The organism is Streptomyces sp. NBC_01116, from assembly GCF_041435495.1.
GTDB lineage: Bacteria > Actinomycetota > Actinomycetes > Streptomycetales > Streptomycetaceae > Streptomyces.
In genome coordinates, this window is the sequence record NZ_CP108644.1 from 7,131,706 (window position 1) to 7,156,966 (window position 25,261).

Genomic DNA, 25,261 nt, shown 5'->3' on the forward strand with positions numbered 1-25,261 from the left:
CCCGCCGGGGCCCGCGTCGAGCCCGATCGGCTCAGGCGGCCGGCTGGAGCAGGTCCCAGCGGTTGCCGTAGAGGTCCTCGAAGACCGCCACCGAGCCGTACGTCTCGTGCCGGGGCTCCTCCAGGAACCGCACCCCGGCGGCCACCATCCGGGCGTGGTCGGCCGCGAAGTCCTCCGTGTGCAGGAAGAAGCCGACCCGGCCGCCCGTCTGCGCCCCCACCGCCCTGCTCTGGACCTCGTCCTTCGCGCGGGCGAGCAGCAGCCCCGTGCCGGGCGCGGTCCCGCGCGGGCGCACCACCACCCAGCGGGTGCCGTCGCCCCGGTCGGTGTCCTCCGCCACCTCGAAGCCGAGCGCGTCGCGGTAGTACGCGAGCGCCTCGTCGTAGTCGCGGACGACCAGGGTGACCAGGGCGATGTGGGACATGGCGGGGAGTCCTTCCAGCGATGCGGTTATACGTAACACTAGCGCCGGAGCCCCCCGCCCCCGCACCATGCCCGCATGGACATCGTGGACGGCACGACCACCGGCGGCCGGGCCGCCCTGACGGACCGGGCCCGCGCCCTCGCGGACACCGGAGGGCGACGGGTGCTGGGGATCGCGGGCCCGCCCGGAGCCGGGAAGTCCACTCTGGCTGACCGGCTGGTCGCGGCCCTGGACGGACGCGCCGCCCTCGTCCCGATGGACGGCTTCCACCTGGCCGCCGCCGAGCTGGAGCGCCTGGGCCGCGCCGACCGCAAGGGCGCCCCCGACACCTTCGACGCCGCCGGGTACACGGCCCTGCTGCGGCGGCTGCGCGCACCGGACCCGGTGCACGCCGTGTACGCCCCGGCCTTCGACCGGTCCCTGGAGGAGCCGGTCGCCGGTTCGCTGCCCGTGGCGCCGGACGTGCCGCTCGTCGTCACCGAGGGGAACTACCTGCTGCTCGACGACGGCCCCTGGGCCCCGGTGCGCGGGCTGCTGGACGAGGTGTGGTTCCTGGACCCGGACGCGCGGGTGCGGGTGCGCCGGCTCGTCGACCGCCATGTCCGCCACGGCAGGCCCCGGCGCCGCGCGGAGGAGTGGGTGGCCCGCTCCGACGAGGCGAACGCGCGGCTGGTGGAGCGGGGCCGGGACCGGGCCGACCTGATCGTGCGGCTGTGACCCGCGGGCCGGTCCGGTGATCCGCAGGTCGGTCCGGTGATCCGCAGGTCGGTCCGGTGATCCGCGGGCCGGTCCGGTGATCCGCAGGTCGGTCCGGTGATCCGCGGGCCGGTCCGGTGGCCCGCAGGTCGGTCCGGTGAGCCCTCGGTGCCGGTCCGGTGACCCGTCGCCCTCCGAGGACCGACACGCTCCGGCAAGCCGGTCGCGTACGCCCCGTCGGGCGGGCAGGATGCTGTGTGCCGTGTCGCACCGCCAGGAGGTCCTGATGTCCAGCCCGAGCCCGTCCGTCCAGCAGTCCGCCCCGCCGCCCTTCACCGCCGACGACTACCGGGCCCGGATGGCACGCACCGCCGAGTCCGCCGCCGAGGCCGGGCTCGCCGGGGTGATCGTCGCGCCGGGCCCCGACCTCGTCCACCTCACCGGCTACCGCCCCGTGAGCACCGAACGCCTCACGCTCCTCGTGCTGCGAGCCGGCCAGGACCCGGTCCTGGTCGTCCCGACCCTGGAGGCCCCCGACGCGGCCGCCGCCACCGGGGCGCCCGCCCTCACCCTGCGGGACTGGACCGACGGCAAGGACCCGTACGAGGTGACCGCCCCGCTGCTGGACGCCGAGGGCCGCTTCGGCGTCAGCGACAACGCCTGGGCGATGCATCTGCTCGGCCTCCAGCGGCAGCTGCCCGGCACCTCCTACACCGCGCTCACCGAAGCGCTCCCGATGCTCCGCGCGGTGAAGGACGCCGCCGAGCTGGAACGGCTCACCGCTGCCGGGGCCGCCGCCGACGCCACGTACGAGGAGATCCTCAAGGTGCGCTTCTCCGGCCGCCGCGAGGTCGACGTGGCCACCGATCTCGCGGCTCTGCTCCGTGAGTTCGGGCACTCCCAGGTCGACTTCACCGTCGTCGGCTCCGGCCCGAACGGGGCGAACCCGCACCACGAGGCCGGCGCACGCACCATCGAGCGCGGCGACATGGTCGTCCTCGACTTCGGCGGCCTGAAGCACGGCTACGGCTCCGACACCTCCCGCACGGTCCACGTCGGCGAGCCCACCGCCGAGGAGCAGCGCGTCCACGACATCGTCCGGGAGGCCCAGCAGGCGGGCTGCGCGGCCGTCCGGCCCGGCGTCGCCTGCCAGGAGATCGACCGGGCCGCCCGCGCGGTGATCACCGAATTCGGCTACGGCGAACGGTTCATCCACCGCACCGGCCACGGCATCGGCGTCACCACCCACGAGCCGCCCTACATGATCGAGGGCGAGGAGCAGCCGCTGGTGCCCGGCATGTGCTTCTCCGTGGAGCCGGGCATCTACCTCCCGGGCCGCTTCGGCGTCCGGATCGAGGACATCGTGGCCGTCACCGAGGACGGCGGGCGGCGGCTCAACACCACCGCCCGCGAACTGGCCGTCGTCGAGTAGGAGTTCCGGGCTCCCCGGCTCAGTCGTCGCGCGGCTCCCGGTCACGGAAGCGGTGCAGGATGTCGTACGGGTAGGGCAGCGGCCGGGCGCTCGCCGCGTCCAGCCGCTCGGCCTGCTCCGCCGTCAGCTCCCAGCCCGCCGCGCCGAGACTGTCGGCCAGCTGCTCCGGAGTCCGGGCCCCGACGATCGGCGCGGTGACGCCGGGCCGGCCGAGCAGCCAGCGCAGCGCGGTCTGCGCCGGGGTCCGGCCCGCCTCCTCGGCCACCGCGACGACCGCTTCCACGACCCGCCAGGTCTCCTCGTTGTCCCGCTCCCGCCATGCCTCCCGGCCCAGCTCCCGCTGGTAGCGGGCCTCCCGGGTGCCCGGTGCGGCGGCGGTCATCCCGCGCCGGTACTTGCCGGTCAGCCAGCCGCCCTGGAGCGGGCTCCACGGGATGATGCCGACGCCCTCCGCCGCGCTGACGGGGACCAGCTCCCACTCGATCTCGCGCGCCAGCAGGTTGTACAGCGGCTGGAGGGAGACGTACCGCTCCCAGCCGTTCCGGTCCGCGAGGTCCTGGGAGCGCTGGAGCTGGGAGGCGGAGACGTTGCTCGCGCCGAGGTAGCGGACCTTGCCCGCCTTCACCAGTGTGTCCAGGGTGGAGAGGGTCTCCTCGACGGGCGTCGTCGCGTCCCACACATGCGTCTGGTAGAGGTCGATGTGGTCCGTGCCGAGGCGGCGCAGGCTCGCCTCCACCGCCGACACGATGTGCTTGCGGCTCAGTCCGCCCGCGTTCGGGGACTCGCCCATCGTCCCGAACACCTTGGTGGCGATGACGAGATCGTCGCGCCTGCGGCCCTTCAGCCACCGGCCGACGATCTCCTCGGAGACCCCCTGGTGGTACACGTCGGCGGTGTCGACGAACGTGCCGCCCGCCTCCGTGAACGTGTCCAGGATCCGATGGGCGGCCGCCTCGTCGGTGTCCTGGCCGAACGTCATCGCGCCCAGGCACAGTTCGCTGACGCGCAGCCCCGAACGGCCCAGGAATCGCTGCTTCATGGTGTTCCTCTCGTGATGTCGTGCGCTGCGCCGAACGCTACGAGTTGAAGTGCACACGAAGGCAAGGAGAGTGACGGGTCATCGGTGCGGCTCAGTCGTCGGCCAGCACCACGCACGACTCCGGCGGCAGATGCAGGACCCCGTCCGCCCCCGGAGCCGCCACCGGCTCCCAGGCCGCCAGCACCCGTCCGCCGACCCGCCGGTGGCGGCCCGAGCCCAGGGGGATGGCGGCCGGCCCGTCCGCGAGGTTCACCGCGATCCGCAGGTCGCCCCTGCGGTACGCCAGCCAGCGCGCGTCCTCGTCGAACGCGGTCTTCACCGAGGCCAGGTCGGGATCGTGCAGATCGGGCAACGTGCGCCGCAGCACGATCAGTTCGCGGTACCAGGCGAGCAGCCGCGCGTGCGGTTCGCGCGCCGGCTCGGACCAGTCGAGGCAGGACCGGTCCCGGGTCGCGGGGTCCTGGGGGTCGGGGATCTCCTCCAGGTCCCAGCCGTGCGCGGCGAACTCCCGCCGCCTGCCGTTGCGTACGGCCTCGGCCAGCTCCGGGTCCGTGTGGTCGGTGAAGAACTGCCAGGGAGTGCGCGCCCCCCACTCCTCGCCCATGAAGAGCATCGGGGTGAAAGGACCGGTCAGTACGAGGGCGGCGGCGCACGCCTGGAGGCCGGGGGTGAGGGAGGTGGCGAGCCGGTCGCCGAGCGCCCGGTTGCCGATCTGGTCATGCGTCTGCGCGTAGCCCACGAAGCGGTGTGCCGGGGTGCGCGTCACGTCGACCGGGCGGCCGTGGGTGCGGCCCCGGAAGCTGGAGAAGGTCCCGTCATGGAAGAACCCGGACGTCACCGTCTTGGCGAGGGCGGCGAGCGGGGCGCGGGCGAAGTCGGCGTAGTAGCCCTGGGACTCGCCGGTCAGCGCGGTGTGCAGGGCGTGGTGGAAGTCGTCGTTCCACTGGGCGTGCAGTCCGAGGCCGCCCGCCGGACGCGGGGTCGTGGTGCGCGGGTCGCAGAGGTCGGACTCGGCGATCAGCCCGAGCGGCCTGCCCACCTCGACGGCCAGCGCGTCGACCGCCGCCGACAGCTCCTCCAGGAAGGTGAGCGCCCGGGTGTCGGCCAGCGCGTGCACCGCGTCGAGCCGCAGCCCGTCGAGCCGGTAGTCGCGCAGCCAGGCCAGGGCGCTGCCCAGGAGGAACGCCCGCACCTCGTCGGAGCCCGGCGCGTCCAGGTTGACCGCCGCGCCCCACGGGGTGTGGTGGGTGTCGGTGAAGTACGGGCCGAAGGCGGGCAGGTGGTTCCCGGACGGGCCCAGGTGGTTGTGCACCACGTCCAGGACCACCCCAAGCCCCAGCCCGTGCGCCGTGTCGACCAGGCGCTTCAGCCCCTCGGGTCCGCCGTACGGCTCGTGGACCGCCCACAGCGAGACGCCCTCGTACCCCCAGCCGTTGACGCCCGGGAACGGGCAGACGGGCATCAGCGACACATGGGTGACGCCCAGTTCGGCCAGATGGCCCAGCCGGGCCGCCGCCGCGTCGAAGGTGCCCTCGGCGGTGTACGTCCCCACGTGCAGCTCGTACAGCACCGCGCGGTTCAGCCGCCGTCCCGCCCAGGCCTCGCGCCAGGCGTACGCCTCCTGGTCGACGACAGCGCTCGGGCCGTCGGGCCCGTCCGGCTGACGCCGCGAACGGGGGTCGGGCAGCAGAGGCCCGTCGTCCAGCCGGAATCCGTACCGGACCCCGTCCGAGGCCTCCGCCCCGGCCGTCCACCACCCCTCGCGCCCCGCGTCGCGCTCCATCGCGTACCGGACGTCCGCCGCCTCCAGCACGACCGAGTCCGCCTCGGGGGCCCACACCTCGAACTGCATCCACCACTCCTCGTCCCTGGGCGGGGCGCGCGGCGCCGCCCGCGGGCGGGCTCCACGATCCACGCGACAGGCTCTGCTGCCGCCCGTCACCGGCGATTAAGGTCTGGTCCTGATCATTGCCCGGTCGGGTTCCCGCTCATACAGGTTCTGCTCACCGACACCGGCCACCGCGTCCGCCCGGTCCTGCGCCCGGTACCGCGACCTGATCCGCGCACCGAAAGCACAGGAGGCACGGAAGGCCGGGAACAGACGGCACAGAAGGCGCGGGAACAGAACGCACAGAAGGCGCGGGAACAGAACGCACGGAAGCGGAATCCGGCGGTCCCTGGGGCTTACGCGGCTCCCCCCGGATGATCGATACTTCCCGCCATGGTCGCTTCGTGGTGGTCCCGGGCCCGACTGGGGATCTTCGTTCACTGGACACCCGCATCCGTTCCCGGCTGGGCCCCGCCCTACGCCCCCGCCGCCGAACTCCCGGCGGCGGGCCGGCGCGCCCCGCTGGGCTGGACCTCGTACGCGGAGTGGTACGAGAACGCGCTCCGCTTCCCCGGCTCCCCGGTCGCCGCCCACCACCGGGCCACCTACGGGCAGCGCCCCTACACGGACTTCGGCCGCGATTTCGAGGACGGGCTCGCCGGCTGGGACCCGGCCGCCTGGGCCCGCGCCTTCCGCGAGGCGGGGGCCGGATACGCGGTCCTGGTCACCAAGCACCACGACGGGTTCTGCCTCTGGCCCTCGGAGACGAGGAACCCGCACCGCTCCGGCTGGCACACCGCCCGGGACGTGGTGGGCGAGTTCGCCGAAGCCGTACGGGCCGAGGGCCTGCGCTTCGGCGTCTACTACTCCGGCGGGCTCGACTGGACCTTCGACGACCGCCCCATCGGCACCGCCGCCGACATGTTCTCCGCCGTCCCGCGCGGCAGCTACCCCGCCTACGCCGACGCCCACCTGCGGGAGCTGATCCGCCGCTACCGGCCCGACATCCTCTGGAACGACATCGCCTGGCCCGCCTCCGCCGGCGAGATCCGCTCCCTGGTCGACTTCTACCGCTTCACCGTCCCGCACGGCGTCGTCAACGACCGCCTGCTGCCCTACGCCCCGCACTGGCGGGGCCTGAGCCTGCCGGGAGCGAAGGCGCTGTACAACTGGTGGGACCGCCGGACGGTGGCGCAGGGCGAGGGCTTCGTCCCGCGCACACCGCCCGTCTTCGACTTCCGCACCCCGGAGTACGCCCGCTACGAGGGCTCCGACCCGTACGAGATCACCCGGGGCGTCGACCACAGCTTCGGCTACAACCGGGCCTCGGGGGCCGACGCCTTCATCGGCCGCGAGGCCCTCACCTCACTGGTCCGCGACACCGCGGCCGACGGCGGCAACGTCCTGCTCAACGTGGGGCCGCGCGGCGAGGACGCGACGATCCCCGCCGAGCAGTCGCTCCGTCTGGAGTGGCTGGCCGAGGAGGCCGGGGCCCTCACGCCAGATGGACCCATTCCTGGGTGATCGGATACCCGGCGCGGGCGAACGCGGCGGCCATCGGCACGTTGCCCCGGTCCGTCGCGGCCGCGACGAACCCGGCACCCTGCTCGACGAGGAAGTGCGTGCACTCCACCAGCAGGTCGTAGCCGTAGCCGTGCCCGCGCGCCTCGGGGACGACGCCGACGAAGCCGACGCAGGGCCCGGACGGGTTGTGCGCGGGCACCTGGATGCCCGCCACCTCGCCGTCCGGCGTGTACGCGAGCCGCAGCCACTCCCTCGGCGAGGGGCACCAGTGGAAGAAGTCCAACTCCTCCTGGGCCGCCGCGTCCAGACCTCCGGGGCCCTCGATGGCCTTGCGGGCGTGGGCGTCCAGCGTGGCCGAGTGGACCCGGCGCAGGACGTCGAGGACGACGGCGTCGTCCGGCTCCGGACGGTAGGTGAGCCGGCCCGTCCGCTCGGGCAGCGGGCGGCCGGGGGTCCACCGGTAGCGGTAGCGCTCGACCAGCGGCTCCATGCCGGCGGCCGTCGCGGCGGCGACCCGCGCCTCGACGGCGGCCGCGACCGCCGGGTCGTTCCGCCACCCGGCGGGTGCGATCAGCTCGTACTCCTTGTCGAACGGGGCCCGGCGCAGGAGTTCGGCGCCCGCCTCCGCCTCCCCGTCCGCGAAGTCGAACCAGTTGAGCACGACGGGCTCGGTGTCGTCGGGCCCGCCCCACCAGGCGGCCCTGGCGATCACGGTGTTGTCGCGCAGGGCGACCCAGGACCAGTCGGGGCGGTACTCGCCGCCGTCGGCCGTCGATGTGTAGGCGTGGCCGAAGGCGGCCCGGCCGACGTGCGGGCTGTCCTGGAACGTGGTGAAGAGTGCGGCGTCGCTCGGTGTGAGCGCGCGGATGACCAGGTCGGTCATGGAATGTCCTCCGGGGACGGAATGCCGCGCTCCCGGTCAGACGAGGTCCGACACCGCCCGGCGGACGGGGCGGGAGCGCGAAAGCGACGTACTGCGGATGGTGGTGCCGTTGTTCCTGCGCACGTTTCTCGCCTCCTTCCACGACCGGTGCCGATGTCGGTGCCGACCCTAGCCGCCCCCGCGCCCGCCGTCCAACGGATTGACGGCCGGGGCGACAGGCTGCACCGACGGGCCGTTCAACGGGCCGCGTTCAACGGGTCGTCCTCAACGGGGCTGGTCCCAGACCATGTTGAACGCCCGCTCGAAGTTGACGTAGCCGAGACGCTCGAAGGACCGCGCCATCGGTACGTTGCCGAGGTCGGTCGCCGCGCGGATCCGGTCCACGCCCTCGGCCGCCAGCACCCGGGTGCCCTCGGCGAGGAGGTCGTCGATGTACCCGTGGCCCCGCCGGGCGGGCAGCACCCCGATGTACGCGATGATCGGGTTGTAGCTGTTACGGGCCGGAATGACGAAGCCGACCGGCTCACCCGTGGGCAGTTCGGCGATCCGCCACCAGTCCATCGGGGTGGAGTACCCCGCCAGCTCCTCGTCGTACTGCTTCTCGGCCGCCGCGCGGGCATCGAGCCCGGACGCCAGGTCCGCCTGCCCGTGGGCGTCGAGGGTGCCCTCCATCACCGGGGCCATCAGCGCGAGGAGGTCCTCCCGCCCGGCGACCGGACGGAAGACCAGCCGGCCGGAGTCCTCGGGCACCGGCGTGCCGGCCCGCCACTCCAGCCGCAGCCGCTCCACCAGCATCCGGGCCCCGGTCTCCTCCATCACCGCGATCCGCGCCCCGACGACGTCCCAGGCGACCGGGTCCTCGTGCCAGTCCGGCGGTACGAACCGCCCGTACTCGGGCCGTTCCGCACCGGCGGGCAGCACGGCCGCCGTCGCCGTCTCCAGCAGCCGGACGCCGATCGCGACGCGCTCCGGTGCCGGAAGCGTGTCGTCCAGGTCGAAGAAGTCCAGCGCCAGCGGCCTGTTGCCCGCCGCGTCGGTCCACCAGGCGGCCCTGGCGACGACCCGCTCCCCGTCCAGGGCGACCCACATCCACCCCGGGACGCGGCGCCCGGTGGCGAGGTCCTCGGCCAGCTCGTGGTCGAGAACATACGAAAGGCCGCGGAACAGGTCGAGCTCATCGGGTCCGGACAGCGGACGGACCGTCAACCGCGGTGGAGCAGGGGGCACGAAATCTCCTCGTGATGGATGATCGGCAGACCCTAGCAAGAGGCTCCCCCGGGCAGCGGCGCAGGTCAGCGCGGGAGGAAACACGGCCTCGTCTGGACACCCCGGGCCCCTCGGCCCGACAATCGTCGACGTGACGTCCTCCTTCGAGTTCCACACGAGTCCCGCGCGGCTGTCGGACGCCCAGCGCGACCGCGTCCTCGGTGTGCTCAGAGACGGCGCGGCACAGGGCAAGCTGTCGCACGACACCTTCATGCGGCGCATGGAACTGGCCCTCGTCGCCCGGCGCCCGGAGGAGCTGGCGGCCCTCACCTCCGACCTGGAGGCCGGCGGCAGCTGGTCCCAGGGGCTGGTCCGCGCGGTGGGCGGGATATCCGCCTTCCCCGGGCGGCTGCGCCGCGCCTGGCAGACCGAGCGGCTCCCCAAGCTGCTGCTCCCCGCCCCCGGCCCGTACCCGCTGCTCATCGGCCGCGACCCGGCCAACGGGCTGCGCCTCAACCACGAGACGGTCTCCCGGCTGCACGCCGAACTCTCCGGGCAGAACGGCCGCTGGGTGCTGCGCGACCTCGGCTCCACCAACGGCACCTGCGTCAACGGCCAGCGGCTCGTCGGCTCCATCCCCGTGCGGGACGGGGACCAGGTGAGCTTCGGCCGGATGAGCTTCCGCCTCACCGCCCCGGCACTCCGCCCGCCCGAACGTCCGCCGCACGCGCCCCACCCCTCCGCGCACCCGCCCGAGGTGCCGCCGCCCGGCCCCGGCCAGGCGCCGCCCGGCCCCGGTCTGCCGCCCGCCTGACGTCCGGTCAGTGCTGCTGGTGCGGCCCGCGCCCGGCCAGCGTCAGGAACGCCTCGCCGACCGCCTCCGAAAGCGTCGGATGCGGATGGATGTGGCGGGCGACATCGGCGGGCTCGGCGTCCCAGCCGACCACGAGCTGGCTCTCCGCGATCATCTCCGAGACCTGCGGGCCGACCAGATGCACGCCCAGGACCCGGCCCGCCCGCTCCGCCACCTTCACCAGCCCGCCCCGGCCGTGCACCATGCCCTTGGCGACGGCGGTCAGCGGCAGGGCGTTCACCACCACGTCGTGCCCCGTGGACCGAGCACACCTCCACGGCCGTCCGGATGGCGGCGGCCGGCGTCGGTGTGTCCACGGCCGCCGCCCACCTCGTCCGGAGCGCGATCGGCGAGGACTGCGCGGTGCTCGGCGTCGACCCGCCCTGGCTGCGACCGACGGGCGTCTTCTCCCGGGTGGCGCTGACCGGGGCGGCGGCGGCCTTCACGGAACCGCTCCGCTCCCTGCCCACCGCCGGGATCCACCCTCTTCGGCCCGCCGCACTCTCACCCGAACGGCCGTACGCCGACTGCGGTGCGCCCCCGGCGGTGGTCCGCTGAGGGGGTACGCGCCGACAGCCGGCGCACCGACTCCAGGGGGCGCGGGATGCCGGTCGACCGCCCCGACGCACTGCCCGCCGCCCGCCGTCCGCACCGGCTCGCGGGCGGGCAGCCGGGCCTGCTGGCGCCGGGGGCCACCACGGACCCGCACCGGCTGCGTCTCTACCGCCTGCTGCGCACCGAATACCCCCTCGGCTACGACCCGGGGCTCGGCGCCTGGCTGCTCAGCCGGTACACGGATGTGGCCCTGGCCCTCACCGATCCCGGGTTCACCGGCTACCCGCACGACGGGACCCCGCGCGGCCGGGCCCCCGTGCCGCTCGGCCTCTGCCGGGGCAGCCTCGTCTGCGTCCCGTCGGCCGCGCCGTACCGCGCCGCCGAACCCGCCGTCGAGCGGACCGCGTACGTCCTGGCCCGCCGGATCGCCGGGCGCGACCGGGCGGACCTGGTGGCCGACTTCTGCCGCTGGCTGCCCGCCGGCGCCGCCGCCGCGGCGGCCGGGCTCTCCTACCCGGGCCTGAGCACCCTGCCCCGGGGCGGCCTCCACCGGCGGACCGGCGGCGGCGCCGGCGACTGCGCCGGGCCCACCGCGCTCCGCGAGCACGCCCTCGCCTCGTTCCTCGCCAACATGCTCGACGACCCCGACCTGCTGGCCGCCGCGACGGCAGGCGAAGGGGCCGCCACGCTGCTCGGGCGGGCCTGGGCCGAGACGCTGCGCCGCGATCCGCCCGTCCAGATCGTGCTGCGCCGCACCCGTACCGAGGTGGCCGTCAGCGGCGGCACGCTGCCCGCCGACGCACCCGTCGCCTGCCTCATCGGCGCGGCGGGCCGCGACCCGGCCCGGTTCGGCGCACCCGACCGCTTCGACCCGCTGCGCGCCGACGCCGACCCGCTGCTCATCGGCCCGGCCGGCTGCCCCGCGGCGCTCCTGGGCCGGCTGGAGGCCGAACACGGCCTGCGCGCCCTGCTGACGGCGATGCCCGGCATCCGCTGGGCCGACGGCTTCCGCCCGGCGGCCGGCGGCCTGCTCACCCGCGGACCGCGCACCCTGCTCATAAGCCCGTCCTGACGGCCCCGGTCCTGGCCCCTCAGTCCCGTACCCGCCGCAGCAGCGCCACCGGCCGCTCGGCGAACAGCTCGGACGCCGCCACCGCGCCGCCCGTGAACTCCCGGCCCGGCGAGGCCGACAACAGGTCCCGCCAGGGGCCCCCGTCCGGCAGGTCCAGCACCGTGTCCCGCCAGCCCCCGCCCTCGGCCAGCCGCAGCGACAGCCGGGTCACCGCCGTGACCACCTCGCCGGACCGGCAGAAGGACACCAGGTGCGGGGCGGCCGGGCCCCGGGACGTCAGCGGCGCGTACGTCCCCGACTCCCCGAACACCTCCGGCAGCTCCCGCCGCAGCCCCAGCGCGGCCGCCGTCAGCGCCTGCTTCTCGCCCCCGGCCTCCGGCCGCCGGAACGGCCGCCGGTTGTCCGGGTCGACCAGGGCCAGGTACTCGCACTCCGTGCCCTGGTAGAGGTCCGGCACCCCCGGCATCGTCAGCTGCACCAGCGCCGCCCCCAGCACCTGGGCCCGCACATGCGGGGCGAGCGCGTCGGCGAACTCCGCGACCCGGGTCCGGGTCACGCCCGGCCCGCTGCCCGGACCGGCGGCGACGAAGTCCGCCACCGCCCGCTCGTACACCGGGTCCGGCTCCGTCCAGCTGGTGAACAGGCCCGCCTCCCGCACCGCCTTCAGCAGCGCCGGCTCCAGCCGCCCGGACAGCTCCTCGTCCGGCAGCTCCGCGCAGCCGTACGCCGACTGCCAGGCGGCCCAGGCCAGTTGTGGATCGGGGGCCGCCACACCGGTCGCCGCCGACAGCTCCTCCACCAGCGCCGCCCACCGCTCCGGGCACTGGGACAGCACCGCGATCCGGGCCCGCACGTCCGCGCTGCGCTTGGTGTCGTGCGTGGTCAGGACCGTGCCGGTGGCGGGCCAGTCGCGCGCGATCCGCGCCGCGAAGGCGTGGAACTCCTCCGGCGACACCGCGGGCCGCCCCGGGTCCCCGCCCACCTCGGTCGCCGAGATCAGCGGGACGTACCGGTAGAACGCCGTGTCCTCCACCGACTTGGCGTGCAGCGCGGAGGCGGTCTGCGCGAACCGGGCACAGAAAGCCGCCTGTTCCTCCCCGTCGCCGAGCCGCCCGAGCGCCAGATCCCGTACGACGTCGACGGCCGTCGCCTCCTGCGGAACGGAGAACGCCGCCTTCGCGTCCCGTACCGCCCCGTCGGTCAGCGTCTCCTCGGCGATCCGCGACGGCGGTTCGCCCGCCGTGACGTACGGGCGGTAGACCGGGATCCGCACCAGCAGCTCCCGCACCGCCGTCCGCAGCGCCCAGGGCGCGTGGTCGCGCAGCACGGGGTCCCGGCCGCAGATCCCGGCCGCGAGCCGGGTCAGCCACGCGGTCTCGGCGGCCAGCTCGTGCGCCGCCACCCGGTACGCGGCCCGGCGCACCGTCGCCGTCCAGTCGCCGCCCCGGTCGCCGGGCGGGCCCGCGAACTCCCGGTAGCGGGCGAGCAGCTCCGCCGCGCCGGACGGGTCGGTGAACAGCCCGTCGATCCGGTGGAGCGCGTCGTACCCGGTGGTGCCCGCGACCGCCCAGTCCGCCGGGAGGCGCTCGTCGCCGGTGAGGATCTTCTCCACCACCGTCCAGCGGCCGCCGGTGGCCTCGTTCAGCCGCTCCAGATAGGCGGCGGGCGCGGCGAGGCCGTCGGGATGGTCGACGCGCAGCCCGTCCAGCACCCCGTCGCGGAGCAGTTCGAGGACCTTGGCGTGCGTGGCGTCGAAGACCTCCGGGTGCTCGACGCGGACCCCGATCAGCTCGGAGACGGTGAAGAACCGCCGGTAGTTCAGCTCGGTGCGGGCCAGGCGCCACCAGCCGAGCCGGTAGTGCTGGGCGTCCAGCAGCTCCGGCAGCGGCAGGTCCGCCGTCCCGGCGCGCAACGGGAACTCCAGCTCGCCGTAGCGCAGCACCTCCCCGTCCACCGCGAGGCGCTCCAGCTCCCCGCCGAGCGGCCCGGCGAGCACCGGCAGCAGCACCCGGTCCCCGCCCGCCGCCCAGTCGATGTCGAACCACCGTGCGTACGGGGAGGACGGGCCCTCGCGCAGCACGTCCCACAGCGGACGGTTGTGCCGGGGCGCGGCCGCCATGTGGTTGGGCACGATGTCCAGGACCAGGCCGAGCCCGTGCTCCCGGGCGGCCGAGGCGAGCGAGCGCAGCCCCTCCTCGCCGCCCAGCTCCGCCCGGACCCGGCTGTGGTCGACCACGTCGTAGCCGTGCGGGGAGCCGGGGACCGCCTCCAGGACGGGCGACAGGTGGAGGTGCGAGACGCCGAGCGCGGCGAGGTACGGCACGGCCTTCTCGGCGGCGGCGAAGGGGAAGTCGGGCTGGAGCTGAAGCCGGTACGTGGCGGTGGGCGTCATGGACTCCTACGTACCCCGTCCGGGGCGGTCCGTGTCACCCCGGACGGAACACTCACTCCCGCCCCCGGCCCACCGGGCCTCAGGCGGACCGCTTCAGCACGGTCAGGCTGCGCCCGATCAGCGTGACCCGTTCGCCCTCGGCGACCTTCGGTCCCGCCCCGGGCTCCACCCCGTCCGGCCGCGCGGTGTCGACGACGACCTGCCACTGCTCCCCGTGGCCGACCGGGACGGCGAACTCCAGCGTCTCCGCGCTCGCGTTGAACATCAGCAGGAACGAGTCGTCGCAGATCCGCTCGCCGCGCGGCCCCGGCTCCGAGATCGCGTGCCCGTTCAGGAACACGGTCATCGCCTTGGCATGGGCCGCCTGCCAGTCCTGCTGCGTCATCTCCTCGCCCTCGGGGGTGAACCAGGCGATGTCGGAGAGCTCGTCGTGGGTGCCCTCCACCGGCCGTCCGTGGAAGAAGCGGCGGCGCCGGAAGACGGGGTGGTCGCGGCGCAGCCACACCATGGCCCGGGTGAACTCCAGCAGCGTCGATGCGGGGGCGTCGGCCTGCTCGTCCGGATCGGGCCAGTGCACCCAGGCCAGCTCGTTGTCCTGGCAGTAGGCGTTGTTGTTGCCGTTCTGCGTGCGGGCGAACTCGTCGCCGTGGCTCAGCATCGGCACCCCCTGCGAGAGCATCAGCGTGGCGATGAAGTTCCGCATCTGGCGGGCCCGCAGCTCCAGGATCTCCGGATCGTCGGTCTCGCCCTCCGCGCCGCAGTTCCAGGACCGGTTGTGGCTCTCGCCGTCCCGGTTGTCCTCCCCGTTGGCGTCGTTGCGCTTGTCGTTGTAGGAGACGAGGTCGTGCAGGGTGAAGCCGTCGTGGCAGGTGGTGAAGTTGATCGAGGCGAGCGGGCGGCGGCCGTCGTCCTGGTAGAGGTCGGAGGAGCCGGTCAGCCGCCCGGCGAACTCCGCCAGGGTGCGCGGCTCGCCCCGCCACAGATCACGGACCGTGTCGCGGTACTTGCCGTTCCACTCGGTCCACAGCGGCGGGAAGTTGCCCACCTGGTAGCCGCCCTCGCCGACGTCCCACGGCTCGGCGATCAGCTTCACCTGGCTGACCACCGGGTCCTGCTGCACCAGGTCGAAGAACGAGGAGAGCCGGTCCACCTCGTGGAACTGCCGGGCGAGCGTCGCCGCGAGGTCGAAGCGGAAGCCGTCCACATGCATCTCGGTCACCCAGTACCGCAGCGAGTCCATGATCATCTGAAGGACGTGCGGGGACCGCATGAGCAGGGAGTTCCCGGTGCCCGTGGTGTCCATGTAGTAGCGCTGGTCGTCGGTCAGGCGGTAGTACGAGGCGTTGTCGAGGCCGCGGAAGGAGAGCGTGGGACCGAGGTGGTTGCCCTCGGCGGTGTGGTTGTAGACGACATCGAGGATGACCTCGATCCCCGCCTGGTGGAGCGCCTTCACCGCCTGTTTGAACTCCAGCACCTGTTCGCCGCGGTCGCCCCAGGAGGCGTACGTGTTGTGCGGGGCGAAGAAGCCGATGGTGTTGTAGCCCCAGTAGTTGGCGAGGCCCATGTCGGAGAGCCGGTGGTCCTGCACGAACTGGTGAAGGGGCATCAGCTCGATCGCGGTGACGCCCAGTTCGGTCAGGTGGGCGATCACCTCCGGGTGCGCGAGGCCCGCGTACGTGCCGCGCAGCTCGGGCGGGAGGCCCGGGTGCAGCATCGTCAGGCCCTTCACGTGGGCCTCGTAGATGACGGTCCGGTGGTAGTCCGTCCGGGGGCGGCGGTCGTCGCCCCAGTCGAAGTACGGGTTGACCACCACCGAGCTCATGGTGTGCGGGGCCGAGTCGAGGTCGTTGCGGGCGTCCGGCCTGCCGAACGGATAGCCGTACACCTCCTCGCCCCACTGGATCTTCCCGGCCACCGCACGGGCGTACGGGTCCAGCAGCAGCTTCGCGGAGTTGCACCGCCGGCCGTGCTGGGGCTCGTAGGGGCCGTGCACCCGGAAGCCGTACCGCTGGCCCGGCATCACCCCGGGCAGATAGGCGTGGCGCACGAAGGCGTCGGTCTCGCGGAGCTCCACCGCCGTCTCCGAACCGTCGTCGTGCAACAGGCACAACTCGATCCGGTGGGCGGCCTCGGAGAAGACCGCGAAGTTGGTGCCGGCGCCGTCGTACGTGGCGCCGAGGGGGTAAGCGTGTCCCGGCCAGACCTGCATGATGAAGACTCTTCCACTTCTGATCCGGGTGCGGTGGCCTTCCTCGGCCCGATACTCCTCGAATACTTCCCGCATACTCCCCGAAAACGAGGCGCTCACCTAGGACGTCACCCGGTGCGGCCGGGTCCCGTCGCCCCGCGCGGGGCCGGACCGGTCAACTTCGGACACTCCCGTGCCGCTCCGGACGTGCTTCCGGGCCCCGTCACCCGGCGGGCGTCCGGTTCCCGCCCCGGAACAAGGGGCCTAATCACTATGAATCAGCTCACTCCACCCGATCTCGCCGCAAGGAACAAGCCTTACGCGCAGGGGAGTTGAGAAAGTCGCCTGCGCATCGGGCTGCGTCGGATCGTGGTCCCGGAGTACCCTTCCTTGATCGTTGGGTGGGGGAGTGGAAGGCGGTACGCGGGTGAGCTCGGGAGGGTTCGAGCTGCCCCCAGGTGACGCAGGTCACGAGGGGGAATCGACCGATGCCCCGCCCGGGGCGGTGTCCCTCGCGCAGCCCATGGAGATCGGCGCCGAGCTGGACTGGGGCTCCGAGGCATGGAACGAGGTGCGCACCCGGGCCCAGCGGGCCGGACGCGCCTATATCTGGCTGAATCTGGTCGAACAACGTCTGCGGGCCGTCGTCGCCGCGGTGCTCCGGCCGATCTACGAGCCGGTGCACGGCGAGGAGTGGGTGGTGGCCGCGGCCGGACCGGCCGGGCAGGAGTGGGTGCAGCGCGCCGTCGCCGTACGCGAGGTCTCGCGCCGCAAGGGCTATCTGCTGGACCCGGCCGACGACAACGTCCTCAGCTTCCTGACGCTGCCGCAGCTGCGTGAGCTGATGGTCCAGCACTGGCCCTGCTTCGAGCCGTACTTCGACGACCGGCGCGATGTCGAGCTGGCCCTGGACGAGCTGGAGGTGGCGCGCAACGTCGTCTCCCGCAACCGCGCGCTGAACGAGGCGGTCCTCGCCCAGGCGGAACGCGCCTCCGCCCGGCTCCTGGACATCCTCGGCAGCGGGGCGGGGGTGCCCTCCGCCGACCGGCTGCCGGTGGACGCGGTGGAGGAGCTGGTCGGCGACCGGTACGCGGACGTGGTCTCCGTCCACCCCGACCGGGTCCGGCTCCAGCGCCAGCTGCCCGCCGAGGACCTGTTCGGCGGGGCACGGCGGCTGGACGCCATCGGGATAGGGCTCAACCTGCTCGTGCAGAACTTCTCCGGCCGCCGGCTCGTCCGGCTCGCCGAATCGGGCTGCCGGGTCCGGCTGCTGTTCATCAACCCGGCCAGCAGCGCGGTGCGCCGCCGGGAGCGGGAACTCGGCCTCAAGAAGGGCGAGCTGAGCCGCTCGGTGGAGATGAACATCCTGCACATGCGCCGGGTGCGCTCCAAGCTCCGCGACCCGGGCGCGTTCGAGATCCAGGTCTTCGACGAGACCCCGCGCTTCACCGCCTACCTGGTCGACGGCGACGGCCCGGACGCCGTGGGCGTCGTCCAGCCCTATCTGCGGCGGGCCCGGGGCATGGAGGCGCCGGTGCTGGTGCTGCGCGGCGGGGGCCGGCGCACGGTGGTGCGGGCGGGGCAGGACAGCGAGCACGGCCTCTTCGAGACGTACCGCGAGGAGTTCGAATCGGTCTGGACGGACTCCCGGCCGGTCTCCTGAACCGGCGGGACCGTGCGCTTCCCCGCCCGGTCTCCTTCCGGTCCCGGCCGGTCTCCTTCCCGGTTCCGCCCGGTCCCCTTCCCGGTTCCGGCCCGTCTCCTGACGGGCCGTGCGCCGCGGACCTCCCCGAGGCTCTGTCAGTGGCCCGTGCGAAGGTGTTCAGCACATGGGGGAGCGCACCACGAAGGAGGTATCGGGATGAGCTGGCACCGGGGAACACTGGTCGGCTTCGACCTGGAGACGACGGGGACCGACGTCGAGAACGACCGCATCGTCACCGCCGCGCTGGTCCGGCTGGACGCGGAGGGGACGGTCGCCGAGCAGCGGACCTGGCTGCTCGACCCGGGGGTGGCGATACCGGAACAGGCCTCCGCGATCCACGGCATCGGCACCGACCACGCCCGCGAGCACGGGGCGCGGGCCGCCCCGGCGGTCGAGGAGATCGCCCACGCGGTCGCCGAGGTGCTGCGCTCCGGCGTTCCGCTGGTGGTGATGAACGCGCGCTACGACCTCTCGCTGCTGGACCGCGAGTGCCGCAGGCACGGACTGCCGTCGGTCGACGAGCGGGTCGGCGGGGCACCCTCGCCCGTCATCGACCCGCTGGTGATCGACAAGCACGTCGACAAGTACCGCAAGGGCAAGCGGGCCCTCCAGGCGCTCTGCGACCACTACGGGGTCACGCTGGAGGGAGCCCACGAGGCGAGCGCCGACGCGGTGGCCGCCGTGCGCGTGGTGCGCCGGATGGGCGAGCGGCACCGGCCCGTCGGCACCCTGCCGCCCGCCGAGCTGCACGCCCTGCAGATCCGGGCGGCAGCCGAGCAGTCGGCCTCGCTCCAGGCCTATCTGCGCCGCTCGGACCCGACGGCCGTGGTCGAGGCGTCCTGGCCGGTGATCCCGCGCAGCCGCTGAGCCGCTGAGCCGCTGAGCCGCGGTGGGCTGTGGGTGGGTGCCCCGGTGTCAGTTGGCGGCGGGGGAGGCCGTGCCGTCGGCCTCGATGTCGAAGTTGATCCCGACCGCCGTCGACCGAGGTGACGGTCGCCGTCACGCCCAGGGTGCTGCCGTCGCCCGCCGTGAGGGTGCAGCGGGTCTTGGCGCCGGCCCGCCCGCGGGCCCCTCAGAGCTTGCCGAAGATCACTCCGCGCCAGGTCCAGCCCGAGGTGAGGGCGGTGTCCCGCAAGGGCTCCGTCAGCTGCGCGCTGTCGAAGCTGAACGACTCGGCCGTTTCGAGGCGGCCGCTCTCCCCGCGCTGGAGCGTGTAGCGGCGCGAGACGGTCCTGCCCCCGCCCCGGGTGTACGTCGCCGACGTCCGGAGCCGCGGCGGATTCCCGACGCGGGTGACTTCCCAGCTCTCCTCGACGGCACGCACCTCGGGCACGTCCTCGGCCAGCCGCATCCGGATCCGGATGGCGTGCGTCAGCTGGGACTGGACGAAGAAGTTCTGCCAGGCGGGCTCGGCGATCCGCCACTCCGCCACCAGATCGGCGCCGTGCGCCGCGCCGTCGCCGATGACGTACGGGGCGTCCGGCCGGTTGAGACCGAGCAGGGCCGTCCTCAACTCTTCGGCCGATCGCGGCGCCGTCCCGTCCTCGGGGCGCTTGGTTCCGGTCAGCATGTCGAAGAATCCCATGAGGTCAACCTATGCCGAGGCCGTTCAGAAGGGGTACCAGCGGACCTCGGGATCGTCCTCGCGCAGCGAGGCCACCCGGCGGCGGAATTCGGCGAGCGCCTTCGGGTTGGCCGGGGCGTGCTGGGAGACCCAGGCGCAACTGGCCGTCTCCCGGGCGCCGCGCAGCACCGCGCACCCCTCCCACTCGCGGACGTCCCAGCCGTACGCGGACGTGAAGGCGTCGTAGGCCGCGGGGTCGAGGCCGTAGCGGTCGCGGGAGAGCGCGAGGACGACCAGGTCGTGCTCGCGCAGATCGGCGGAGAACGTCTCCAGGTCGACCAGGACCGGGCCGTCGGGCCCGACGTGGACATTGCGCGGGAGCGCGTCGCCGTGGATCGGACCCGGCGGCAGATGCGGGACGAGCGCGGCGGCCGCGGCCGCGAAGCCGTCGCGGCGCTCGCGCAGGTAGTCGGCGTCCGCCGGGTCGATCGCCTCTCCCGCCAGGCTCAGCCAGCGCTCCACGCCGCCCAGCAGCTCGCGGCGCGGCAGGGCGAAGCCGGCCGGGGCGGGCAGCGCGTGCACCAGCGAGAGCAGCGGTGCGAGGTCGCGCGGCTCGGCGGGGCGTACGGGGTCGGGCAGCCGGTGCCACAGCGTCACGGGGTGGCCCCCGACCAGGCGGGGCTCGCGCTCGGCCGCCCGGACGGCCGGGACGCCGGACGCCGCGAGCCAGTCGGCGAGGGCCACCTCGCGCTCCGCCCGCTCGCGCAGCTCGGGGTGGCCGGTGGCGTCCCGGCCGACCTTGAACACCAGGTCGCCCGCCGCGAAGACCGCGTTCTCGCCCAGCGCGAGCAGCTCCGCCGTGCCGGGGAAACCGGCGGCCGTCAGCACCTCGCGCGCGCGCATCTCGTCCATGGGTGCGATTCTGCATCCCCGCAGGCCACCTTGACGAACCGATGACCCGTCAGCACGATGACGGAGGCCTCCAGGGCAGCCGGAACGGGATGAAGTCCCTCTCAGGCACATCAGTGAGATACGGGACAGAGGGGTCTTCTTCGTGACATCGGTGACCGCCGCGAAGCGGTCCGGACCGGACGGCCCGCACAGCGGCCGCGACGGGCCGGACGGACAGGGCGGACGCGACGGGCAGGGCGGGCGGGGCGGCCGTACGGGGGGCTCTGGGCGGTCGGGCCGTCCGGAACGCAAGGCGTTCGGGGACCGGGCCGCCTGGTTCCTGGTGCTGCCCGCGCTCATCCCGATCCTGATCCTGAGCGTCGGACCGCTGCTCTACGGCATCGCGCTCGCCTTCACCGACGCGCAGTCCGGCCGCACCCGCTCCACCCAGTGGATCGGCGCCCTGAACTTCCAGGACCTGCTGCACGACACCCTGTTCTGGGACTCGTTCCGGATCGGCCTGCTCTGGGCCGTGGGCGTCACCGTCCCGCAGTTCCTGCTGGCGCTCGGCCTCGCCCTGCTGCTCAACCAGAACCTGCGGATGCGCTGGCTGGCCCGGGCGCTGGCGATCATCCCCTGGGCGATGCCCGAGGTCGTCGTCGGCATCATGTGGCGGCTCGTCTACAACCCGGACGCCGGCATCCTCAACGAGACCGTCCGCGACCTCGGACTCGGCGACGGCCGGGACTGGCTGACCGGCCTCGCCACCGCGCTGCCCGCCGTGATCCTCGTCGGCATCTGGGCGGGGATGCCCCAGACCACCGTGGCCCTGCTCGCCGGACTCCAGAACACCCCGCGCGAACTCCACGAGGCGGCCGCCCTGGACGGAGCGGGCGCGTGGCGCCGTTTCCGTACCGTCACCTGGCCCGCCCTGAAGCCGATCGCGCTCGCGATCTCCGCGCTCAACCTGATCTGGAACTTCAACTCCTTCGCCCTGGTCTACGTCCTGACCAGTGGCGGACCCGGCGGCCGGACGAGGCTGCCGATGCTCTTCGCCTACGAGGAGGCCTTCCGCTACGGGCAGTTCGGCTACGCCGCGGCGATGGGCTGTGTGATGGTCGCGGTGATCTCCGTGCTTCTCGCCCTCTACCTCGTCGGCCGGCTCAGGGGAGGCGAGGACCGATGAGGCGACGAACGGCGGGGCCCGTACGGGCGGGGCGGGAGTCGACCGGGCTGCGTACCGGCAGGCCCGCGCGGGCCGCTCAGTACCTGGCCCTCCTGGCGTACCTGGTCTTCCTCGCGTTCCCGTTCGTGTGGCTGATCTCGACCGCCTTCAAGCCCGCCCGCGAACTGGGCTCGCTGCACCCCACCTGGATCCCCGAGCAGCCCACCCTGGACAACTTCCGGCAAGCCTTTGACGAGCAGCCGCTGCTCCAGGCCGCGGCCAACTCGCTGATCGCCGCCCTCGGCGCGGCCGTGATCGCCGTCGTGATCGCCACCCCGATGGCCTATGTGATGGCGCGCCGCCGGGGCCGCCTCGCCACCGCCGCGACCGGCTGGGTGGTGGTCAGCCAGGCGTTCCCGTTCGTCCTGGTGATCATCCCGCTCTTCCTGATCCTGAAGAACCTGCACCTGATCAACACCCTGTGGGGGCTGGTCATGGTCTACGTCGTCTGGTCGCTGCCCTTCGCGCTGTGGATGCTCGCCGGCTACGTACGGGCCGTGCCGACCGAGCTGGAGGAGGCCGCCGCCGTCGACGGGGCGGGCCGGGTGCGGACGCTCGTCTCGGTCGTTGCCCCGCTGCTCGCCCCCGGGATCGTCGCCACCGCGCTGTTCGCGTTCATCACCGCGTGGAACGAGTTCTTCTTCGCGCTCGTCCTGCTCAAGACCCCGGAGAAGCAGACCTTGCCGGTCGTCCTCACCCACTTCCTCGGCGCGGAGGGCGTGGCCGACCTCGGCCCGCTCGCCGCGGCCGCCTTCCTCGCCACGCTCCCCTCCCTCGTCCTCTTCGCCCTCATCCAGCGGCGGATCACCGGCGGGATGACGGCCGGGGCGGTGAAGAGCTGATGCGCGCGCCGATCCGGCGGGCGGCGGCCGCCGTCGCCGTACTGGCCCTGCTGCTCACCGGCTGCTCGGGCGACGCCGACGACGGGCGGGACGCGGACGGCACGATCCGGCTCCGGTTCCAGTCACTCGCCTGGCAGAAGGAGTCCGTCGACGCCAACAAGCAGTTGGTGAAGGAGTGGAACGCGGCCCACCCCGACGTCCAGGTGGACTACGTCCAGGGCAGCTGGGACAGCGTCCACGACCAGCTGCTCACCTCCTTCGAGGGCGGCGAGGCCCCCGACGTCATCCACGACGCCTCCGACGACCTGGCCGACTTCGCGTACGGGGGCTACCTCGCCGACCTGCGCCCCCTCCTCCCCGAGCGGCTCAAGGCCGACATCCCCGAACAGTCCTGGCGCACCACCACGTTCGGCGAGGGCGTCCACGGGGTGCCCTTCCTCCAGGAGCCCCGCGTCCTGATCGCCAACACGAAGCTGCTGAAGGCCTCGGGCGCGCGCGTCCCGACCCCGGAGCACCCCTGGAGCTGGGAGGAGTTCCGCGAGGTCACCGACGAGCTGACGGGCCAGGGGCGGTACGGGGTCGCCTGGCCGCTGAAGGAGCCGGTCTCCGTCACCCTCAACCTGGGCCTGTCCGGCGGCGGGCAGCTCTTCCACCGCGACGAGGACGGCAAGGCGGTCCTGCGCTTCGAGGACGGCGACGGCGTGGTGACCGGCACCATCCGCGACCAGGTCAACACCGACGGCAGCGCGCCCCGCAGCGCGCTGGGCATGGGCGGGTCGGACGCGCTGCCCGGGTTCTTCGGCGGCAAGTACGCGATGCTCCCGCTCGGCTTCTCCTACCGTCAGCAGATCATCCAGCAGGCCCCCGAGGGGTTCGGCTGGACGGTGCTGCCGATGCCCGCGGGCGCGGGCGGCGGGGTCCAGGGCGTGAGCCCGCAGACGCTGTCGGTCGCCGAGGAGAGCCCGCACCGGAAGGAGGCCGTCGCGTTCATCGACTTCCTGCTGCGCCCTTCGAACATGGTGCGCCTCGCCCGGGGCGACTGGATGCTGCCCACCGGTACGGAGGCCCTGGCCGATCCGTCGCTGCGCACGGCCGAGCACGGCTGGGCCGTCGGCACCGCGCTCGCGCGGGGGCTGCGGCCGGCGCCCGCCCAGTCGGTGCGCGGCTACCCGGAGTGGAAGGACAAGGTGGCGACCCCCGCGCTCCAGGAGTACTACAGCGGAGCGATCGACACCGCCGAGCTGCGGAAACGGCTGGTGGAGGACGGGAACCGGGTGCTGGCCCGCTATCAGCGCTGACTCCGGCCCGGAAGAGAGGTTGCACGAGACGTCTCGTCTCGTTTACGGTGTGCGGCATGACGGAATCCCCGCGTGCCCACATCGCCATGTTCTCCATCGCCGCCCACGGACATGTGAACCCGAGCCTCGACGTCATCCGCGAACTCGTCGACCGTGGACACCGTGTCAGCTACGCCATCCCGGCCTCCTTCGCCGAGAAGGTCGCCGCCACCGGAGCCCGGCCGGTGATCTACACCTCGACCCTGCCGACCGACGACGACCCCGACGCCTGGGGCACCGAGCTGATCGACAACATCGAACCCTTCCTCGACGACGCGCTCCAGGCGCTCCCGCAGCTCGCCGAGGCCTTCGCGGGCGACGAGCCCGACCTCGTCCTGCACGACATCACCTCCTATCCCGCCCGGGTCCTCGCCCATCGCTGGGGCGTCCCCGCCGTCTCCCTCTGGCCCAACCTGGTCCCCTGGGAGGGGTACGAGCAGGAGGTCGGCGAGCCGATGACCGCCGAGCTGAAGCAGACCGGGCGCGGCAAGGCGTACTACGCGCGCTTCGACGGCTGGCTCGCCGAGAACGGCCTCGGCCATGTCCCCAGCGACGACTTCGTGGCCCGCCCGCGCTTCGGCATCGTGCTGATCCCCGAGGCGCTCCAGCCGAACGCGGACCGGGTGAACCGCGAGATGTACACGTTCGTCGGGGCCTGTCAGGGCGACCGCGCGGACCAGGGGAAGTGGGTCCGGCCGACCGGGGCGGAGAAGGTGCTGCTGGTGTCACTGGGCTCCTCCTTCACCAAGCAGCCCGCCTTCTACCGGGAGTGCGTCGAGGCCGCTCGCGGTCTGCCCGGCTGGCACGTGGTGCTCCAGATCGGGTCGCACGTCGACCCCGCCGAACTCGGAGACGTACCGGACCACGTGGAGGTGCGCACCTGGGTGCCGCAACTGGCCGTCCTCAAGCAGGCCGACGCCTTCATCACCCACGCCGGCGCGGGCGGGAGCCAGGAGGGGCTCGCCACCGGCACCCCGATGGTCGCCGTCCCCCAGGCGGTCGACCAGTTCGGCAACGCGGACATGCTCCAGTCGCTGGGCGTGGCCCGGCACCTGCCGATGGAGGAGGCCGATGCCGCCAGCCTGCGCGAGGCCGTGCTCGCCCTGGTGGACGACCCCGAAGTGGCCGCCCGGTGCGGGCGGCTGAGCGAGCAGATGGCGCGGGAGGGCGGCACCTCGCGGGCCGCCGACCTCATCGAGGCCGAGCTGTCGCGCTGAGCGGAGCCGCCTGAGCGCTATCCGGACGTGTCCCGTCCCGTCCCGCCCGCCGCGACCAGCGGTTGTCCGGGTCGGGACGTCCGTGTTTCGGCGCTGTGAAGCCTCTGCCGCGCCGGGTCCGGTCGGCGCATCTGCACGCACGCCCTCGCGATTTCACACCGTGGGCCGGGTGTTCACCCCCCTCGCGCACACCTTCACGGACCTTCACGTGTCTTCACGAGTGGTCGCTCCTGCCCCACGGGCCTCGGCGGCGCCCCCGCGGTGGCCGGGCGGTGCGCGCCCGATCCTTCATGTGCGGCTCTGAGCAGGAGATATGCGCGGCGGAGCACCTTCGTGGGGTGGCTCGCGACCGGTCGATCCGGGCGAGCCGGACGCCCGCCCGCTCTCC

19 protein-coding genes and 3 pseudogenes are annotated in these 25,261 nt (G+C 73.6%); 12 read left to right on the plus strand and 10 right to left on the minus strand.

Translation table 11 applies throughout. The features are described from left to right. Positions 1-31: 31 nt before the first annotated feature. Positions 32-424, minus strand: coding sequence for a VOC family protein (locus tag OG245_RS31245; protein WP_371626688.1), 393 nt, complete (start codon positions 422-424; stop codon positions 32-34). A 75-nt stretch (positions 425-499) separates the two neighbouring features. Between OG245_RS31245 and OG245_RS31250 the strand changes: the two genes are divergently transcribed. Both OG245_RS31250 and OG245_RS31255 read left to right on the plus strand, forming a co-directional pair. Further along, the gene (locus tag OG245_RS31250) at positions 500-1,141 is read left to right on the plus strand and encodes a nucleoside/nucleotide kinase family protein (protein ID WP_371626689.1); all 642 of its coding nucleotides are present in this window, start codon (positions 500-502) and stop codon (positions 1,139-1,141) included. 265 nt (positions 1,142-1,406) lie between these two features. Continuing rightward, the gene (locus OG245_RS31255; RefSeq protein WP_371626690.1) at positions 1,407-2,552 is read left to right on the plus strand and encodes a M24 family metallopeptidase; all 1,146 of its coding nucleotides are present in this window, start codon (positions 1,407-1,409) and stop codon (positions 2,550-2,552) included. Positions 2,553-2,571: 19 nt separating this feature from the next. Here the strand turns inward: OG245_RS31255 and OG245_RS31260 are convergent, their stop codons facing one another. Continuing rightward, a complete protein-coding gene (locus OG245_RS31260) occupies positions 2,572-3,591 on the minus strand; it encodes an aldo/keto reductase (protein WP_371626691.1) in 1,020 nt (339 codons plus the stop codon). 91 nt (positions 3,592-3,682) lie between these two features. Then, positions 3,683-5,443 carry a malto-oligosyltrehalose trehalohydrolase gene (gene treZ / locus OG245_RS31265; protein WP_371626692.1) on the minus strand — a complete coding sequence of 587 codons (1,761 nt, stop codon included), beginning with the start codon at positions 5,441-5,443 and terminating at the stop codon, positions 3,683-3,685. A 369-nt stretch (positions 5,444-5,812) separates the two neighbouring features. Here treZ and OG245_RS31270 point away from each other — a divergent pair, with 369 nt between their 5' ends. After that, positions 5,813-6,943 carry an alpha-L-fucosidase gene (locus OG245_RS31270; protein ID WP_371626693.1) on the plus strand — a complete coding sequence of 377 codons (1,131 nt, stop codon included), beginning with the start codon at positions 5,813-5,815 and terminating at the stop codon, positions 6,941-6,943. On the opposite strand, the gene OG245_RS31275 is transcribed toward OG245_RS31270, so the two are convergent. Together OG245_RS31275 and OG245_RS31280 are read right to left on the minus strand one after the other, a co-directional pair. Continuing rightward, positions 6,915-7,826 carry a GNAT family N-acetyltransferase gene (locus OG245_RS31275; protein ID WP_371626694.1) on the minus strand — a complete coding sequence of 304 codons (912 nt, stop codon included), beginning with the start codon at positions 7,824-7,826 and terminating at the stop codon, positions 6,915-6,917. The genes OG245_RS31270 and OG245_RS31275 overlap by 29 nt on opposite strands. 264 nt (positions 7,827-8,090) lie before the next feature. Further along, on the minus strand, positions 8,091-9,053 hold the full coding sequence (locus OG245_RS31280) for a GNAT family N-acetyltransferase (protein ID WP_371626695.1): 963 nt from the start codon (positions 9,051-9,053) through the stop codon (positions 8,091-8,093). A gap of 130 nt (positions 9,054-9,183) precedes the next feature. Between OG245_RS31280 and OG245_RS31285 the strand changes: the two genes are divergently transcribed. Continuing rightward, positions 9,184-9,846 (plus strand): DUF1707 and FHA domain-containing protein, encoded by a 663-nt coding sequence (locus OG245_RS31285; protein ID WP_371626696.1) that lies wholly within the window; start codon positions 9,184-9,186, stop codon positions 9,844-9,846. Between the two features lie 7 nt (positions 9,847-9,853). Here the strand turns inward: OG245_RS31285 and OG245_RS31290 are convergent. Next, a pseudogene (locus OG245_RS31290) lies at positions 9,854-10,153 on the minus strand (dihydrolipoyl dehydrogenase); the annotation flags it as partial. Between OG245_RS31290 and OG245_RS31295 the strand changes: the two are divergent. Beyond that, positions 10,129-10,443, plus strand: a pseudogene (locus tag OG245_RS31295) (LysR family transcriptional regulator); the annotation flags it as partial. The pseudogenes OG245_RS31290 and OG245_RS31295 overlap by 25 nt on opposite strands. Before the next feature lie 46 nt (positions 10,444-10,489). Continuing rightward, positions 10,490-11,512 carry a cytochrome P450 gene (locus OG245_RS31300; protein ID WP_371626697.1) on the plus strand — a complete coding sequence of 341 codons (1,023 nt, stop codon included), beginning with the start codon at positions 10,490-10,492 and terminating at the stop codon, positions 11,510-11,512. A gap of 19 nt (positions 11,513-11,531) precedes the next feature. Here the strand turns inward: OG245_RS31300 and treY are convergent, their stop codons facing one another. Both treY and glgX read right to left on the minus strand, forming a co-directional pair. Then, complete coding sequence (gene treY, locus OG245_RS31305) at positions 11,532-13,904, minus strand: malto-oligosyltrehalose synthase (protein ID WP_371626698.1); 2,373 nt, start codon at positions 13,902-13,904, stop codon at positions 11,532-11,534. Positions 13,905-13,983: 79 nt separating this feature from the next. Next, entirely contained in the window at positions 13,984-16,113 is a 2,130-nt protein-coding gene (gene glgX / locus OG245_RS31310) for a glycogen debranching protein GlgX (protein ID WP_371626699.1), read from the minus strand. A gap of 406 nt (positions 16,114-16,519) precedes the next feature. Between glgX and OG245_RS31315 the strand changes: the two genes are divergently transcribed. Together OG245_RS31315 and OG245_RS31320 are read left to right on the plus strand one after the other, a co-directional pair. Then, positions 16,520-17,755, plus strand: a complete 1,236-nt coding sequence (locus OG245_RS31315) for an SAV2148 family HEPN domain-containing protein (protein WP_032790987.1) — start codon at positions 16,520-16,522, stop codon at positions 17,753-17,755. A gap of 198 nt (positions 17,756-17,953) precedes the next feature. Next, positions 17,954-18,664, plus strand: a complete 711-nt coding sequence (locus tag OG245_RS31320; protein WP_371626700.1) for a 3'-5' exonuclease — start codon at positions 17,954-17,956, stop codon at positions 18,662-18,664. A 205-nt stretch (positions 18,665-18,869) separates the two neighbouring features. Here OG245_RS31320 and OG245_RS31325 read toward each other — a convergent pair whose 3' ends face one another. Both OG245_RS31325 and OG245_RS31330 read right to left on the minus strand, forming a co-directional pair. Further along, entirely contained in the window at positions 18,870-19,382 is a 513-nt protein-coding gene (locus tag OG245_RS31325; protein ID WP_371626701.1) for a hypothetical protein, read from the minus strand. Between the two features lie 24 nt (positions 19,383-19,406). Continuing rightward, a complete protein-coding gene (locus OG245_RS31330; RefSeq protein WP_371626702.1) occupies positions 19,407-20,273 on the minus strand; it encodes a phosphotransferase enzyme family protein in 867 nt (288 codons plus the stop codon). 142 nt (positions 20,274-20,415) lie between these two features. Here OG245_RS31330 and OG245_RS31335 point away from each other — a divergent pair, with 142 nt between their 5' ends. The 4 genes and pseudogenes from OG245_RS31335 (at position 20,416) to mgt (ending at position 24,873) form a co-directional block, all read left to right on the plus strand. Continuing rightward, positions 20,416-21,438 (plus strand): carbohydrate ABC transporter permease, encoded by a 1,023-nt coding sequence (locus tag OG245_RS31335; protein WP_371626703.1) that lies wholly within the window; start codon positions 20,416-20,418, stop codon positions 21,436-21,438. Beyond that, complete coding sequence (locus OG245_RS31340; protein ID WP_371626704.1) at positions 21,435-22,319, plus strand: carbohydrate ABC transporter permease; 885 nt, start codon at positions 21,435-21,437, stop codon at positions 22,317-22,319. Before OG245_RS31335 ends, OG245_RS31340 begins: the two co-directional genes overlap by 4 nt. After that, on the plus strand, positions 22,319-23,617 hold the full coding sequence (locus OG245_RS31345) for an ABC transporter substrate-binding protein (protein WP_371626705.1): 1,299 nt from the start codon (positions 22,319-22,321) through the stop codon (positions 23,615-23,617). Before OG245_RS31340 ends, OG245_RS31345 begins: the two co-directional genes overlap by 1 nt. Then, positions 23,607-24,873 (plus strand): annotated as a pseudogene (gene mgt / locus OG245_RS31350) (macrolide-inactivating glycosyltransferase). Before OG245_RS31345 ends, mgt begins: the two are co-directional and overlap by 11 nt. Positions 24,874-25,261: the final 388 nt, after the last annotated feature.

Coding starts and splice junctions, on each gene's coding strand:
- OG245_RS31260 (WP_371626691.1), bottom strand. CDS start 3,591: ATGAAGCAGCGATTCCTGGGCCGTTCGGGGCTGCGCGTCAGCGAACTG.
- OG245_RS31250 (WP_371626689.1), top strand. CDS start 500: ATGGACATCGTGGACGGCACGACCACCGGCGGCCGGGCCGCCCTGACG.
- treY (WP_371626698.1), bottom strand. CDS start 13,904: ATGACGCCCACCGCCACGTACCGGCTTCAGCTCCAGCCCGACTTCCCC.
- OG245_RS31275 (WP_371626694.1), bottom strand. CDS start 7,826: ATGACCGACCTGGTCATCCGCGCGCTCACACCGAGCGACGCCGCACTC.
- OG245_RS31320 (WP_371626700.1), top strand. CDS start 17,954: ATGAGCTGGCACCGGGGAACACTGGTCGGCTTCGACCTGGAGACGACG.
- OG245_RS31325 (WP_371626701.1), bottom strand. CDS start 19,382: ATGGGATTCTTCGACATGCTGACCGGAACCAAGCGCCCCGAGGACGGG.
- glgX (WP_371626699.1), bottom strand. CDS start 16,113: ATGCAGGTCTGGCCGGGACACGCTTACCCCCTCGGCGCCACGTACGAC.
- OG245_RS31255 (WP_371626690.1), top strand. CDS start 1,407: ATGTCCAGCCCGAGCCCGTCCGTCCAGCAGTCCGCCCCGCCGCCCTTC.
- OG245_RS31245 (WP_371626688.1), bottom strand. CDS start 424: ATGTCCCACATCGCCCTGGTCACCCTGGTCGTCCGCGACTACGACGAG.
- OG245_RS31330 (WP_371626702.1), bottom strand. CDS start 20,273: ATGGACGAGATGCGCGCGCGCGAGGTGCTGACGGCCGCCGGTTTCCCC.
- OG245_RS31300 (WP_371626697.1), top strand. CDS start 10,490: ATGCCGGTCGACCGCCCCGACGCACTGCCCGCCGCCCGCCGTCCGCAC.
- OG245_RS31345 (WP_371626705.1), top strand. CDS start 22,319: ATGCGCGCGCCGATCCGGCGGGCGGCGGCCGCCGTCGCCGTACTGGCC.
- treZ (WP_371626692.1), bottom strand. CDS start 5,443: ATGCAGTTCGAGGTGTGGGCCCCCGAGGCGGACTCGGTCGTGCTGGAG.
- OG245_RS31270 (WP_371626693.1), top strand. CDS start 5,813: ATGGTCGCTTCGTGGTGGTCCCGGGCCCGACTGGGGATCTTCGTTCAC.
- OG245_RS31340 (WP_371626704.1), top strand. CDS start 21,435: ATGAGGCGACGAACGGCGGGGCCCGTACGGGCGGGGCGGGAGTCGACC.